Origin of the sequence: Acidiphilium acidophilum (genome assembly GCF_033842475.1) — a bacterium.
Lineage (GTDB): Bacteria > Pseudomonadota > Alphaproteobacteria > Acetobacterales > Acetobacteraceae > Acidiphilium > Acidiphilium acidophilum.
On record NZ_JAWXYB010000018.1, the window covers coordinates 1,734,492 to 1,749,968 of the forward strand.

At 58.5% G+C, this 15,477-nt stretch carries 14 protein-coding genes; 6 read left to right on the forward strand and 8 right to left on the reverse strand.

Features of this window, described 5'->3' with window-relative positions; genetic code table 11:
* Positions 1-42: 42 nt before the first annotated feature.
* The 6 genes from SIL87_RS10900 to phaR all read right to left on the reverse strand — a co-directional run bounded on the left by SIL87_RS10900 (position 43) and on the right by phaR (position 5,686).
* Complete coding sequence (locus tag SIL87_RS10900; RefSeq protein WP_319614214.1) at positions 43-501, reverse strand: MarR family winged helix-turn-helix transcriptional regulator; 459 nt, start codon at positions 499-501, stop codon at positions 43-45.
* Between the two features lie 204 nt (positions 502-705).
* Complete coding sequence (gene rpsI / locus SIL87_RS10905) at positions 706-1,197, reverse strand: 30S ribosomal protein S9 (RefSeq protein WP_319614215.1); 492 nt, start codon at positions 1,195-1,197, stop codon at positions 706-708.
* Between the two features lie 2 nt (positions 1,198-1,199).
* The gene (gene rplM, locus SIL87_RS10910; protein ID WP_319614216.1) at positions 1,200-1,664 is read right to left on the reverse strand and encodes a 50S ribosomal protein L13; all 465 of its coding nucleotides are present in this window, start codon (positions 1,662-1,664) and stop codon (positions 1,200-1,202) included.
* Positions 1,665-1,736: 72 nt separating this feature from the next.
* Positions 1,737-2,687 (reverse strand): NAD-dependent epimerase/dehydratase family protein, encoded by a 951-nt coding sequence (locus SIL87_RS10915; RefSeq protein WP_319614217.1) that lies wholly within the window; start codon positions 2,685-2,687, stop codon positions 1,737-1,739.
* Positions 2,688-2,696: 9 nt separating this feature from the next.
* Positions 2,697-5,087: a glucan 1,4-alpha-glucosidase gene (locus SIL87_RS10920; RefSeq protein ID WP_319614218.1), complete on the reverse strand. Its 2,391-nt coding sequence runs from the start codon at positions 5,085-5,087 to the stop codon at positions 2,697-2,699.
* Positions 5,084-5,686 (reverse strand): polyhydroxyalkanoate synthesis repressor PhaR, encoded by a 603-nt coding sequence (gene phaR, locus SIL87_RS10925; protein ID WP_319614219.1) that lies wholly within the window; start codon positions 5,684-5,686, stop codon positions 5,084-5,086. Before phaR ends, SIL87_RS10920 begins: the two co-directional genes overlap by 4 nt.
* A gap of 207 nt (positions 5,687-5,893) precedes the next feature.
* On the opposite strand from phaR, the gene SIL87_RS10930 reads away from it, so the two are divergent.
* The 6 genes from SIL87_RS10930 (at position 5,894) to gabT (ending at position 12,695) form a co-directional block, all read left to right on the forward strand.
* Entirely contained in the window at positions 5,894-7,075 is a 1,182-nt protein-coding gene (locus tag SIL87_RS10930) for an IS256 family transposase (protein ID WP_319612316.1), read from the forward strand.
* A 540-nt stretch (positions 7,076-7,615) separates the two neighbouring features.
* Positions 7,616-8,791 carry an alpha/beta fold hydrolase gene (locus SIL87_RS10935; RefSeq protein WP_319614220.1) on the forward strand — a complete coding sequence of 392 codons (1,176 nt, stop codon included), beginning with the start codon at positions 7,616-7,618 and terminating at the stop codon, positions 8,789-8,791.
* A gap of 57 nt (positions 8,792-8,848) precedes the next feature.
* Positions 8,849-10,021, forward strand: coding sequence for an acetyl-CoA C-acetyltransferase (locus tag SIL87_RS10940; protein WP_319614221.1), 1,173 nt, complete (start codon positions 8,849-8,851; stop codon positions 10,019-10,021).
* A gap of 4 nt (positions 10,022-10,025) precedes the next feature.
* Positions 10,026-10,727: a CoA transferase subunit A gene (locus tag SIL87_RS10945; protein WP_319614222.1), complete on the forward strand. Its 702-nt coding sequence runs from the start codon at positions 10,026-10,028 to the stop codon at positions 10,725-10,727.
* Positions 10,728-10,739: 12 nt separating this feature from the next.
* Positions 10,740-11,393: a CoA transferase subunit B gene (locus tag SIL87_RS10950; protein ID WP_319614223.1), complete on the forward strand. Its 654-nt coding sequence runs from the start codon at positions 10,740-10,742 to the stop codon at positions 11,391-11,393.
* Between the two features lie 21 nt (positions 11,394-11,414).
* Positions 11,415-12,695: a 4-aminobutyrate--2-oxoglutarate transaminase gene (gene gabT, locus SIL87_RS10955; RefSeq protein ID WP_319614224.1), complete on the forward strand. Its 1,281-nt coding sequence runs from the start codon at positions 11,415-11,417 to the stop codon at positions 12,693-12,695.
* Between the two features lie 34 nt (positions 12,696-12,729).
* Here gabT and SIL87_RS10960 read toward each other — a convergent pair whose 3' ends face one another.
* Both SIL87_RS10960 and SIL87_RS10965 read right to left on the reverse strand, forming a co-directional pair.
* Positions 12,730-14,751, reverse strand: a complete 2,022-nt coding sequence (locus SIL87_RS10960) for a hypothetical protein (RefSeq protein ID WP_319614225.1) — start codon at positions 14,749-14,751, stop codon at positions 12,730-12,732.
* A gap of 74 nt (positions 14,752-14,825) precedes the next feature.
* Entirely contained in the window at positions 14,826-15,227 is a 402-nt protein-coding gene (locus tag SIL87_RS10965; protein WP_319614226.1) for a YraN family protein, read from the reverse strand.
* Positions 15,228-15,477: the final 250 nt, after the last annotated feature.

A 15,477-nucleotide genomic window follows, 5' to 3' on the forward strand; every position in this document is an offset into this window, starting at 1 on the left:
ATCTATCGCCGGAAGTTTCGGGAGCCCGCGTTTGAGAAGACGCTAACTATATTCCGACTTGGTCGAGATATCGAGCGTCTCTGTTAATTTGATGATCTCGCCTTTCAACCTGGTGAATGCAGAATCATCAAGTCGGGTACGACACCTGACCTCATTCTGTATCGTGACAAGATTGTTAGCAAGTTCATACCCTTTCGGAGCCAACTTCACGACGACGACACGCTCGTCCTGACGGCTCCGCTCACGTGTGATCCAGTCGGCCTCGGCGAGGCGCTTCAGAAGGGGCGTAACCGTTGCCGCGTCCAGCTTGAGCGCCTCTGCAATACCGTTCACGGTGGACTCGTGGCATTCAATCAATACCAACAGGACGATGTACTGGGGGTAGGTAATTTTATATTTGGCTAATAACGGCCTATATATTCTAGTAATTGAATGTGTTGCCGCGTATAGGGCAAAGCACAACTGATTATCCAGCCGAAGATTTTCGAATTCCCTGCCCATAGCACCCCGCCTTTGCGATATCTCATTTTTTATATCGTAAAACTGAATAAGTCCAGTTTGTTACGAATTAACTGACAGCGTGCCTGACACGATATCGAAGTCGTGACCTCCAAGGATCATTGATGGTTAACGCTGTGTCGGTCAATAAAAAACCGCTCCCGATGGATCGGGAGCGGTTTTTCCTGTTGGACAAAGGCTGCCGCGTCAGCGCTTGCTGAACTGGAAGCTCCGGCGTGCCTTGGCCTTACCGTATTTTTTGCGCTCGACCGTGCGGGGGTCGCGGGTAAGAAAGCCAGCGACTTTCAGAATCCCGCGCAAATCAGGCTCATAATAGGTCAGCGCCCGTGAAATTCCATGACGCACTGCCCCTGCCTGCCCTGAGAGGCCACCGCCGGTTACCGTCGCCATGACGTCGAACTGGTTGTAACGATCGGCGACCAGGAACGGTTGGGTGATCAGCATGCGCAACACCGGACGCGCGAAGTACTGGGCGGCCTTGCGACCGTTGATGATGATCTCGCCTTTGCCCGGCTTGATCCACACCCGCGCAACAGCGTCCTTACGACGACCTGTGGCATATGAGCGACCCTGCGCGTCGCGTTTCGATTCGCGCTTCGGAGCCTGGTCGCTATCGGACATGCCGGTACCCGGCGTGATGACCGATTTGAGATCGGCGAGAGTTCCAGTTTCAGACATACTCACGCCCTCACGTTTTTGCGGTTCATGGATGCGATATCCAGCACCCGCGGTTGTTGGCCGTCATGCGGATGAGCCGCACCTGCATAGATATGAAGATTTTTCATCTGCTGGCGTTGCAGCGGTCCACGCGTGATCATGCGCTCCACCGCCTTTTCGAGGACGCGCTCGGGGTGTTTACTTTCAAGGCGCTGCCGCAGCGTCCTTCCCTTGATGCCCCCGGCAAATCCCGTGTGGTAATAGAATACGCTCTGGTCAAGCTTGTTACCCGAAACCTTCACCTTTTCGGCATTCACCACGACGATATGATCGCCACAGTCGACATGGGGCGTGAATTGCGGCTTGTGCTTGCCGCGCAGGCGGGTTGCGATCAGGGCAGCGAGACGGCCGAGGACAAGCCCTTCGGCGTCGATCAGCACCCAGTCTTTCTGGACGTCCGCCGGCTTCAGCGAAACGGTGGTTTTCATGATACTCGTTCCTTAAGGTCTACTTGGATAGTGCGCGGCTTATGCGGGAAGCCGCTGCAGCAGTCAACCAGATTACGTTGTGGTATCTGTATACCGTGAATTCGCCGCAGTAAGTTCAAGGATGGTCGGGATCGAGATTGATGCGGAAAACCCAAGTGCAGAGCCCGCGAGCGCAACATCCGCCTGAAACGAACCGGAGAAACTTTTCCATAACTCCGCCTGGCCTGCCGCCGACGCGGCCATGGAAAGGATGCCTGTCGGCACCGGCAGAAGTATCCTCCGGCGTCCGAGACCGCGGGCGAGTGCCCGGATGAGATCCGCCGTCGATATGGGAGACGGATGGGCCGCGATAAGCGTTTCGGGGGACGACGGATGGGAAATGATAACGTCGATAAGCTTGGCCACGTCATCGACCGCGATAAAGCTCCGACGATTATCGATTGAACCAAAGGGTAACGGCATGCTCGATCCGATCAGGCGAACCAGACGCGGGATATTGCCGGCACAGCCTGGGCCCAAAACGGCACAAGGTCGGACGATGGTCAGCCGCGTACGGGACCCCGCGACGATCGAACGGACGGCTCCCTCACCCGCCAGCTTGCTTCTGGCGTAGTCGTCATCGGGTGAGGGTTCGCTTGCTTCCGAGAAGAGCGTATCGCGGGATTTGCCATACACTGCCGCCGAAGACACGAGCACCAGATGGGGAACGCCCCGTGCGACCGCCGCTTCCGCCACCCGCGATGCGGCCTGTACATTGGCTCGCGAAAGATCCGCAGGGTTCACGCCATGACGATGAGCAAGCCCCGCCGCATGCACAACCGCGTGGACACTGCGCATTGCGTTGCCGAGAATATGGCTTGGCGCGGACAGGTCACCAGCCTCGACGGTTCGCGTCGCACCTGGGACATCCCTGGCGTGACGCAGGGCGACAACGACCTCATGACCGCTGGAAGCAAGAGTTCTGGAAACGGCGCGACCGACGAACCCGGCCGCCCCACACACGAGCACAACTTGGCGGGTCAAGGCTTTATCTCATGCGACGATCGAAACTGAGAAATTCTCGCCGCGCCAAACTCCCGTCTGAGTACGCCATGTGAAGATCACCGAGCGGCCAGGAGGTAAGTCTGAACAGGGAATTTCGGCGGAAAACAGCCCCAGCCCAATATCAACCGTCGGAATTTCCGCAGTGGTTGCCCATTCATCATCGGTCCAATGTAGGATGGCCGGTACGAGAAGTTCGATCCGGAGCAGCTGACCGGTTGGAATTTTGCTCCTGCGCCAGGCTTCCCGCCAGTCGCGGCATCGCGGTTGGGCCTTCTCGACCTGATAACGCCGGACCGTCTGCGGTGGCATATCGAAGACGGCACCATCGCGAAGCGACCGAAGCAGCTTGATGTATTCCGCATGCGCCCAGACGAGCGGCATCGCGGAGCCGCTGGGACGCCCGCGGAACAGCTCATGATCGGGGATGTCCTCTGAATCCCAGACCTGCTCGGGCAGCAATCCGCCGTCGCTGGTGCAGCCCTCCATGGTGCGGCGAAGCGCGTCTGCACCAGACAGATCGTCATTTGCAATTGCGTAGTGGGCGCGCTCCCCGGACAGCAAGGGCCATGCACGCCCATGTCCGGTTCCGTCGAACGGTCGGCCATCATGATGTTCGCCGTACCCGTCCTTATTATAGCGCCGCCATACCGGTCCCTGGGGCAGATCGACCCGGGTGAGGTGATCGATCACCTTGATCGTATCGATTATTCGCGGATCGTTCGCTGCGCGCAGGCCAAGCCGGACCAGAGCCAGCGCATCCGCCCCGACGAGTTCCTCGGCGGCAATGTCGGCCTCGGAACCGGGACGATTGCGAACTGCGACGCGGCTATGGATGGCGATGTCTGCAAGGTCGTGGTCACCTTCAGGTACGATCCTGAGGTAATATCCGGCCACCCCGCAGCGCCGCGCGAGAGCGGTCTCGCGTACATAGATCCAGCTTTCGATATCGGCGTTCCATGCATCTGCGGTGTCACGCATGAAGGCTGCAATCGTATCGTGCCCGAGTCGCTCGGCGATATCCGCCCCCGCAAGGAGTGCGGCGATTTCCACGGCAAGCGTGGCGGGCGTGTAACCCGCGTTTTCTTCCCAGCGGTCCTGCCCGGTCGCCGGACCGTTGGCGATGACATAACCGCATGCGGAACGGACCATCTGCCAATAGTGTGGCAGAATGGATTCCGCGATGGCGCCGTTGCGGAACGCAAGATCGACGAGCAGCACGGGAAACGCAGTTTCATCCATCTGCAAGCCGCCCCAATACGCCGTACCGTCGAGCCAGACGTTCTGGGGCCAGTGACCATCGGCCTCCTGGATGGTTTTGAGGTAATCGAGAGTCCGGCGCGCCTCCGCGAGCGCGCCGCAGGCCAGCATGGCACCGGCCGTCTCGACCAGATCCCGAGGCCAGACGAGATGATAACCGCCGAGATCGTCGTCGCCCTTGCTGGCGCCCCATGGAATTGAAAGGCTTGCAATCGTGCCGCCCGGAAACATCGCCGTCTCGTGACAGCGGAGCACGGCGGTACTGATGCGGTAGAAATTGTGGTGGTCGGCAGACCTTGCGGAATCGAGGGGTTCCAAAGTCGCTTGCCAGTGGCGCCAGTTCGAGACGTATTCGGCCTCGGCCAAATCGAAACCACGCCCAAGGCTTGCGGTTGCCTGGAATGCCGCCTCCTGGGGCTTTCGACCGAAACCGATCGCCAGCAGGATGGGCCTCGTTGCATCGAGTTCAGCGACCAGAGCGATATTGCCGTCGTCCGCATGCTCGTAGGCTTCCGTAAGGCTACCGTGACGCCGCAGGATCTGCCAGCCGTCCGACGAGCCGACGTACCCCACGCTGCGCGCCAAAAACCCGGTGGAACTGGCTATGGCGAGAGACGAACCAGCACCCGTCGCAAACAGAAGATCATCTTTTTTGTATGAACCAGTCCAGCCTGAATTATGGGCGCCCCCATTTACCAGATGAGGGGCGAGCAGGACGAACAGCCGCAATCCCGTGGCACTGCTTCCAGGGATCAGATTTATGTGCTGCAGGACGCAATCGTATTGTGGATCAGCAATAATTCTCTTTTCTATTATAAAGTCGCCGCCAGTGGATTGGTTTCTGATTGTAAACAGCGGCACTCCGGGAGCGGAACGCTCGACCGTTGTGACGGTGTCGCGTTTTTCCTCGACGAAGAGGCCGCCGGCAATGCCGTCGGTGACGATCAATCCGCAATCACGGGTACAGGCCTGATCGACGCGGGGGTAGTAAATTTCGTCGAGAATTCCGTGACTATGGGTAAACCAGACGGCACTGCGCGGCGACAGCGCCGTTCCGACACCATCTTTCGCGCTTGATGTCCACCGAGGCGGCAGGCCTGGAAAACCCGGGGCCGTACTCATCCGCGTTTTGCAACCTTCTCTTTCGCTGCCGCGAGTTCCGCTTGCAACCGTTCGACCTCATGGCGCAACGTGTCGATCTCATCCTCGGTTCCGCCATCCGCACTTGCGGTAGCGCCGCCCGCCTCGGGGCGTGTTGCGAATGGCGCGAACAGGCTCATGGCACGCTCCATCATTGCCATGTTCTGTCGCCCGATTTCTTCCATGCCCGGGGGCAGGAAACTCCCCATCGTCTGCTGCATTGCAGCACGCATCTGAGCTTGCTGACGACTGAACTGCGTCATCGCCGATTCCAGATAACGTGGGACCATGCCCTGCATATTGTCCCCGTACAATCCGATCAACTGCCGAAGAAAAGTCGTGGGCAACATCGATTGGCCAACTTTGTTTTCTTCCTCGACAATGATCTGAGTCAGAACAGAGCGTGTGATATCTTCACTTGTCTTGGCATCGTATACAACAAAATCACGTCCGGCACGAACCATTTCTGACAGGGTTTCGAGAGTTATGTAGGAAGATGACTCAGTATTATATAAGCGACGATTGGCATATTTTTTAATGACGACTTGCGGCGACGTACCGCTATCCGATGTCTGAACCATTCACATCGCCCTTTCCCCGCCACCGTGTGATGCCCGGCTCAATGAGCCGATTTGTGGTGCGCTGCATCAGAATGACAGGTGGTGTAACCTGACGTCTGGAAATTCATTTTGGGTTGGGAGTTGGTGCCCTTGCCGGGGCATGCCCCGGCAAGGGCTGTTCATTCTGGTATTCCATGCAGTTGTTCACACCAACATGGAGACCGATGAATGGACGCCAAAAAGGATACGATTATCGAGGCACTTTTGGAACATCTGATCGAAAACGGCGCAGGCGATATCGCCACGGTATTTGCCAGGACCTTCGAACTCGCCATGCAGATCGAGCGCGAACGCTTCCTCCACGCCAGTCACTACGAGCGCAACCCCGATCGTCAGGGTTACGCCAATGGCTACAAGCCCAAGCGGATCGATACCCCGGCCGGGTCGATCACCGTCGATGTCCCCAAAACCGCCGGTCACGTGGGCGAACCCTTCTACCCACAGTCCCTCGAACGCGGCCGACGCTCGGTCCGCGCCGTCATGGTCGCCGTCGCCGAAATGTACATCAAAGGCGTCTCCACCCGCGACGTCGAGGCCGTCATGCGCGAATTCGGCATCGAAAGCCTCTCCTCCGCTCAGGTCAGCCGCGCCAGCAAGCTGCTCGATGACGAACTCGCCGCCTGGCGCACCCGACCCCTCGCCGAGATCCGCTACCTCATCCTCGACGCCAGATATGAAAAAATGCGCGATAATGGCGTCGTCCGCGATGCCGCCGTGCTCTCGGCCATCGGCATCGGACCCGATGAACGCCGCCGTGTCCTCGGCGTCTCGGTCGCCCTTTCCGAGGCCGAAGTCCATTGGCGTGCCTTCCTCGAAAGCCTCCATCAGCGTGGCCTGCGAGGCGTCGAATTCATCGTCTCCGATGACCATGCCGGATTGCACGCCGCACGCCGCGCCGTCTTCGGCGCCGCACACTGGCAACGATGCCAGTTCCACCTCGCCCAAAACGCCATCCACCACGCCCCCAACCACGCCATCCGCAAACGCATCGGCGCAGAACTCCGGACCGTCTGGAACGCAAATTCCCTCGCCGCTGCCCAGATCGCTCTCACAACCCTCGTCAATGCCTATCGCGACACCGCACCAAAGCTCGCCGATTGGCTCGAACGAAATATCCCCGAAGGCCTCACCGTCTTCACACTGCCAGAACCCCACCAGCGCCGGCTTCGCACTTCCAACCCCATGGAACGCGGCATCCAGCAGGAACTCAAACGCCGCACCACCAAAATCAGGGTCTTCCCCAACGAAGCCTCCCTCGAACGCCTCGTCAGCGCCGTCCTCGTCGAAATCGATGAAAAATGGGCCGCCGACACCAAGGGCTACATCAAGTGGGACTACCAGGATGCCTGACCCCCGCTCGCCCTATTTTCCAGACATCAGGTTGCTCAATCGAATGACAGAGAATACCGCCGAAAGCCAGAGTATGCCTGTCTGGCCACGATCACCCACCGCAAGGGGGTATCGAAGCCCGTCAGACGCCGCCCCGGCAGATCACAGATCGACCGACCGGAACGATGCTGACGCAACCCGCTGCCACAAGATGACAAGTTGACCGGTACTGGCAACGATGTCCTCGACCACAACAATCAGATTGAGTGATGATTCTCAGCTGGCCCGCACTGTTCGTTGGGTCGCGCTTTGAGCTAAACGTGGGTGATGAATTCCGATGACCCGGATTTACCATGAATGATTTGCCCTCGGATCGTGCGGTAGGCGCCGGTGCCGACGATGATCCTGTCGATGGTCGCGCAGTCCTTCAGGATTGGCAGGAACTCTGGCAGAGCGAACTTCGCGGTATCCGGGAGGATAGGGAGATCGGCGAGGTTTGGGCACAATGGATGACATTTTGGTGGGCGTCTTTCGCAAGAGGCTCGATCGGCGAGCGGCACGATGGATTTGAATGCGGCGACCTGCGAGACCATCGCGCGGCGGGGGCCTCGGCCGCTGCTGCTGCACCTGATGCTGGCGTCCCTCCCCTCACCTCCCTCGCCGAACGGGTTGCTGCGCTGGAGGCACGCCTGGCAGAACTGGAAACCAGGTCAGGATCTACCTGACTTCACGTCCTGTCTGGGCGACCAAGCGCCCGGACAGCTCGATGATGGCCTGATTGCAGCGATCGCCGCCTATCGTCGGCATCCTTACCAACGACGCGTCGAGGATCCTCCGGTCATCTGGCGTGAGGGGGGCTCGCGACTTCTGGATTATGGTGGGAGCGGGCCCGCAGTTCTGTTCGTACCCAGCCTGATCAACCGCGCTTATATATTTGATCTCTCACCAGAATCCTCATTTCTAAGATATCTGGCGGCACATGGCGTCCACCCGATGCTGCTTGATTGGGGTTGGCCGGATCAGGATGAAAGGAATTTCAGTCTCACCGACTACATTGAAGGCCGACTGGGACGGGCCATTGCCGCCTGCCCTCACCCCATCATTCTGGCCGGATATTGCATGGGTGGATTGTTCGCTCTCGCAGCTGCTTCCCGGCGACCGGATAAAGTGAGTGCCCTGGCTCTGCTGGCAACGCCGTGGGATTTTCATGCCGACGCCCCCGGCATGGCCCCGTTAGCCCGCGGGGTGATGGATGTACTTGCACCGATCATGCATTCGACCGGCACGCTTCCGATCGATGCCATTCAGGGCCTTGTCGCCATGATCGATCCCCACGCGGTACATACGAAGTTTCGAAGTTTTGCGAAACTTGATCCGAATTCAGCAAAGGCGATACGTTTTGTAGCGCTGGAGGACTGGCTGAACGACGGCGTTCCTCTGGCCGCGCCCGTCGCGCGCGAAACGCTCGACGGATGGTATTCACGAAATACGCCGCAACAGGGTCGATGGTTCGTGGCAGGTTTGCCGGTCGCACCCGCGACCATCAAAATCCCGACGCTGGTGGTGATCCCCAATCGGGATCGTCTGGTGCCGCCTGCGTCGGCATCGGCTCTATTGCCGCTCATTCCGCATGCCGAGGTGCTCAGCCCCAGTGCCGGACACATCGGCATGATCGCGGGGGCCGGAGCACCGCATTCCTTGTGGCAGCCCTTCTTGAATTGGGTGACAAGCCTGTAGCAGTGAGCCGATAACACCGGTATGTTTCGGTGCACGCCGATCGATAAGGAGCAAGTTATGGACGACATCGTAATTGTGGCGGCTGCGCGGACGCCGGTCGGCAGTTTCAATGGTGTTTTTGCCAATACGCCCGCTCATCAACTGGGTGAAGTTGCGATAAGGGCCGCGATCGAACGAGCCGGGCTCGATGCGAACGATATCGACGAAGTCATACTCGGTCAGGTCCTGACCGCCGGAGCAGGGCAAAATCCGGCGCGGCAAGCAGCGCTCAATGCGGGGCTGCCCGAGCACACGACGGCGTTCGGCATCAATCAGGTATGCGGCTCAGGCTTGCGGGCCGTGGCGCTTGCGGCGCAGCAGATCATGTCTGGTCAAAGCGGTATCGTGCTTGCGGGCGGCCAGGAGAGCATGTCAATGAGCCGACATTGCGCGCATCTTCGCAGTGGCACCAAGATGGGCGATGTCAAATTCGTCGATACCATGATCGTCGATGGTCTGTGGGATGCCTTCAATCAGTTCCATATGGGCACCACGGCTGAAAACGTCGCCCGCCATTATCAGATCAGCCGGAGCGAGCAGGACGAGTTGGCGCTGGCATCGCAACAAAAAGCCTCGGCGGCGCAGAAGTCTGGCCGGTTTCGGGCGGAGATCGCGCCCGTAACGTTGTCGGGGCGCAAGGGCAATGTCGTGATCGAAGATGACGAATATATCCGCCATGACTCGTCTGCCGAAGCGATGGCACGGCTCAAGCCGGCTTTCAGCAAGGACGGCACTGTAACCGCCGGAAATGCATCCGGGCTGAACGATGGGGCAGCCGCCCTTATCCTCATGTCCGCGCAAGAGGCACAGAAACGTGGCCTGACGCCGCTGGCCAGGATAGCGAGTTTTGCGACGGCCGGGGTCGATCCGGCGATGATGGGCACCGGGCCGATCCCGGCATCGCAGCGGGCATTGGAGCGTGCGGGCTGGAAGGTCGATCAACTCGACCTCATCGAGGCAAACGAGGCCTTTGCCGCCCAGGCCTGCGCGGTGAACAAGGCGCTGGCGCTCGATCCGACCAAGGTCAATGTGAATGGAGGGGCTATCGCGATCGGTCATCCGATTGGCGCATCGGGGGCGCGCGTACTCGTCACTCTCGTTCACGAACTGCAGAAACGTGATGCACATAAGGGGCTCGCTACCTTATGTATCGGTGGCGGTATGGGTGTTGCGATGTGCATCGAGCGTTGATGTGATGCGAAAGGTGTTTGCCACGGCGACCGAGGCGCTCGCCGATGTATTACGGGACGGTATGACCATCCTGTCGGGCGGTTTCGGCCTTTCGGGAGTGCCGATGTCCCTGATCGAAGCCATCCGTTCCTCCGGCGTGCGGGATCTGACCATCGTATCGAACAATGCGGGAACCGACGGCGTGGGTCTCGGCATGTTGCTGGAATCGCGCCAGGTACGGCGGATGATTTCGTCATATGTCGGGGAAAATGCCACATTTGCCCGCCAATATCTTGCCGGTGAACTCGAAATCGAATTCAATCCCCAAGGCACTCTGGCCGAACGCATCAGGGCGGGCGGAGCAGGAATTCCGGCGTTTTTCACCGCCACCGGCTTCGGCACCGCCGTGGCGGAGGGCAAGGAAAAGCGGGAGTTCGACGGCCGGCATTTCGTCATGGAGCGGGGTATCGTTGGCGATCTTGCGATCGTGCATGCATGGAAGGGAGATACCGAAGGCAATCTAGTGTATCGCAAGACGGCGCGAAACTTCAATCCGATTATGGCCACGGCGGCGCGCATGACGGTCGCCGAGGTCGAACATCTTGTTCAACCGGGGGATATCGATGGTGACCACGTGGTAACGCCTGGTATTTTCGTCAAACGGATCGTGGTCCTCGATCATGTCGAAAAGCGGATCGAGCAACGCACTGTGCGCAAGCGCGCTTGAGGAACCCATAAGATGGCATGGACGCGTGACCAGATGGCGGCCCGGGCGGCGCAAGAGCTGCGCGACGGATTTTATGTCAATCTCGGAATCGGCATTCCGACTCTGGTCGCCAATCACATTCCGCCCGGCATTTCGGTTCAGTTGCACTCGGAGAACGGTATGCTCGGGATCGGTCCTTTCCCCTACGAAGGGGAAGAGGATGCCGACCTGATCAATGCCGGCAAACAGACCGTGACAGCTCTACCCACAACCAGCTTCTTCGACAGCGCGGCGTCATTCGGTATGATCCGCGGCGGGCATATCGACATCTCGATCCTTGGGGCTTTGCAGGTCGCTGAAAATGGCGATCTGGCAAACTGGATGATCCCGGGCAAAATGGTGAAAGGTATGGGCGGTGCCATGGATCTGGTCGCGGGAGTTCCGCGGGTCGTGGTCCTGATGGAGCATACTGCCAAAGGAGCACCAAAAATTCTGAGATCCTGCTCCCTGCCGCTGACTGGGAAGGGCGTTGTCAGCATGATCATTACCGAACTTGCGGTGTTCAATATTCATCCCGAGAGGTCGCCATCACTCGAACTCGTCGACAAGCCGGACGATGTGACGGTTGCCGACATCACGGCAGCAACGGAGGCCGAGTTCACCGTGGCGCCCACCATCGAACACTGATTTCGCATTGGGGAAAGTTTCATGACCGATTTGAACGCGCAACTTCGAGCCAGACATGAGGCGTCGGTCGCGAGAGGGGTTGGCATTGCCCACCCGGTCTATGCGGCTCGCGCGGAAAACGCGGAACTCTGGGATGTCGAAGGACGGCGCTACGTCGATTTCGCCGGAGGTATCGCGGTATTAAACACTGGCCATCGGCACCCCAGAGTGATTGCGGCGGTTCAGGCGCAGCTTGAGCGGTTCACCCATACATGTTTTCAGGTTACACCCTACGAACCCTACATCGAACTTGCCGAGCGGCTGAACGCGATTGCCCCGATCGCGGGCCCGGCAAAGACGATATTTCTCACCACCGGGGCGGAGGCGCTTGAAAACGCCATCAAAATTGCCCGTGCAGCAACCGGACGGCCCGGGATCATCACGTTTGCCGGGGGGTATCACGGGCGGACGCTACTAACGATGGCGATGACCGGGAAAGTTCTGCCATATAAGCGCAATTTCGGTCCTATGCCCGGTGAGATCTATCACGTCCCCTTTCCGTTTGAGCCATTCGGGGTCGATGTCGATGACAGCTTGCGGGCCATCGACATGCTGTTTCGCGCCGACATCGAGCCATCACGGGTTGCAGCTATCGTGATCGAACCGGTTCAGGGTGAAGGTGGGTTTATCCCCGCCCCTCCGGAGCTGTTCCAGGCATTGCGGTCGCTGTGCGACCAGCACGGGATCCTGCTGATCGCCGACGAGGTACAGACCGGGTTTGGTCGAACCGGCAAGATGTTCGGCGTCGAGCATATGGGCGTGAAACCCGATTTGATGACAGTTGCCAAATCACTGGCCGGCGGCTTTCCACTTTCGGGTGTAATTGGTCGCGCCGCAATTATGGACGCCCCCGAACCGGGTGGGCTTGGCGGCACCTACGCCGGGAACCCCCTAGCGTGTGCCGCTGCGCTTGCCGTTCTCGACGTCATTCAGGACGAGGGATTGATTGATCGGGCGAATCTGATCGGTGCCGCCATGACGGCTCATCTCAAGAGCATAGCAGGGCGAAACGATGTTGTGCCGATTTCGGCAATCCGCGGTCCGGGTGCCATGATCGCTTTCGATATCGTGCAGGAGCGCGGAGGGCACACACCGGACGCCGATCAGACCAAGCGGGTAATCGCTAAAGCACGCGAGGCGGGGCTGATCCTGCTGTCCTGCGGCGTGAATGCCAATACGATCCGCCTCCTGGTACCGCTCACTGTTCGCGATGACGTTCTTCAGGAAGGCTTGGCCGCCCTTCAGAGTGCGCTGATCAATTGAAACAACGCATCACCGTCGAGATCGGGCGGTCGTGTCATCGATAGCTGGGACGTGGATCCAGTGCCGATAAGCTTGACCACTTGTTCCGCAGCAGGATTATTTTGTCGAAGATAATTCTAAGGTCTGACAGCTCGCGATCCATTCGCCGTTCAAACCTGAGATGATGATGCGATGGCTCGCCGGAAAACAGACGCGCGCCGGCAGAAACGCGCAGCCAGCCAGTTTTGCCGCCATACGAGTTTGGAAGTGAGACCGGTTGGCCGATATGGCAAATTCGAGCAGCGAGTGTCCGTTCACTCGGGTCCTCAAACGCTTCGGAACAATCGGCATTGAGCCAATGGTATAAACGTCTCATTTCGGACGGGTCGAGGCACTCATTGCTGTCTGGTTTTCGTCTTACCGCAAATGAAAAGACGGTGCGGGCCGTGTCCCAGCCCTCGGACTCACGCTCAAGAACGGGTGACGGCTGCAGGATAAAAATGCGGTGGCCTTGGATTATACCTTCGATGGTGGCCTTGAAGCGGGCAATTGTAAGCGCTTTTCGCCGGTTGCTGACTTTTGCAAACGCGCGCAATTCGGCAAGCGCGGCTGACCAGCGCAAGATCAGGCCGTAATTGGCCCCGCTTGGGAGATTTTGAGCGGCGAACGCTGATGCAGGCCAGTCTCCACGCGAGGAGTAGGCATTCAATCCGGCAGGGAGCCTACCGGTCGACAGGCGCTTCGCGATCGCCGGCGGTAGCAACGCCGCTCCTGCAAACGGAGGACCGGTCAGAAATTTTGAACCGGTGATTTGAACAATGGCTCCTAGCGCCAGATAGGCCTGTAATCGCTCGGGAGCCATACGCATCTGACAGGCATCGACAATGATTTCAATGTGACCGGCGTATCGCCCGCAGATATCGCGCAGAAACGACATGGTGGGGGCAAGAAGTCCGGTCTTCGAGAGATCCAGAACATGCAGGATCACTTTTCGTCCACGATGTAGGGCCGACTCGATCGCTTCGAGAATATCAGCTTGGATATCCAGTCGTGGTCTGACTTCAGCCTTTTCATCGCGTAGTGGAATTGAGACCAAAGCCGTATCATCACGAAAACCCGCTATGGGCGCCTCTTTGATCACGTCGTGGCCGTTGGCGGTATCAATTGCGAAATGCTTACCCACTGCGGCCATGGGCACTCCACTTCCCGTCTCCTCGGGCGCAAGTAGAATTGTCGTCAGCGGGCAGTCCGCCGTTGAAAGATGCGCGATCGCCAAAGCGAGTAGTTCACAATCGGTCCCAGAAGCCGCGAGCACAACGGCAGAACCGGCTGGCAAGCGTAAGGATCGAGCGATTGACCGCCTGATCTGGTTCGCTTCATTCGACAAGGCGTGGCGGTTGCGGGAGATCAACATTTCCGCGGTTGCACGCAGACGGATACGATCCGCCGCTTCATAACCTCGTTCCGAAATCGACGAGGCCGTCGATGATGCGTAGGTGATTGCCCAGGGACGAGGGCGATGACTGCACCCGTACCCGTTCAGATTGCTCTGCGGATCCCTGAGCAGCCGGACATCGCCACCGGTCTCCATGATTGTTTCAGCTGTGCCGATCAGGGGCCATAAATTTATGAGCGTTTGGCAATCGTGCTGTGCCAAATCAGGAACCGGGTTGGCCCACGAGTGTCGCAGTGTATGCCAGACTGCGACGATCTCCGCCGGTGCCGGCGGCGCATCTCCCTGCAACGCTATCATCCACCGCCATGATCCGCTCAGAGCTATCGACTCGCTCGACGCGAACTGGATAGCGATTCGCGCCGCCGCCAGGCCGGCCAAGGGGGCTGGCACCCCATGGCTTACGAGGGCAAGCCATTCGGCAGCCAACCGCGCCCAGACCAGAGCAGAGCGATCCAAGATCGGGATCACGACGCGAACCGGTACCCCAGTATCAATTACCAGCCGATCGATATCATCGGAAAACCCATACGATATCGTTCGTAACGGCCAGAAGGCCGCATCCTGTTCGATGAAATGCTCTAGATCGCCGGGCAGACAATGTCGGATCGCGGAGGCCAGCACGACTTAATCACTCCTCATAAGACGGTGATATAAGGGTATCTTACCGCTTGTGCCAGAACACAGGTCCGTCACCGTTAAGTTGGATCGTCCGGACGAAAGGCGTCGACCAAAGGTACCACGCTGCCTGCTACAATGAGAACGACGTCAAAGCGCGTCTCATTGCGGTGCCAATCCGGGTGATCGGCCATTGCAAGTTCCGCTGCAGCGACGAGGCGCCGCTGTTGCCGTCGCGTAACGGCCTCGTTCGCGGCAGAGAAGCTTGCTCGTGCCTTCACTTCAATGAACGCCAGGACAGTCTCGCTTGCCACGACAAGATCCAGTTCGCCGCCGGCATTTCGCAGACGACGGGCAAGAACTACAAAATCCTGCTGTTGGTAAAAGTCTGCTGCCACCGACTCGGCATTTCGCCCTCGCATTTCGGCAGCTCGGCGCGATGATTTAATTTTGGAGTTTGTGAATGAAATGTCCTTCACCATCTTAGAATGATCTCCGGTTTACCAATATGGCGTCAACGCAACGGGGGCTTTTACAGGGCCAAACAATGAGAGGTTGCATGGGTGAATAAGCTTCTCGATTTTTTGGAATTCTCGAAAAAATCCATTGATCTCGGCACGATTCACGGGTATATCTTTAGCGTACTTAGTATTTTTTAAGCTTATCTCAGATTGGTTCTTATATCCTTTTTTATCTGCAACCGGTGCCTATTGTGGCGCATTTCTTTAACAC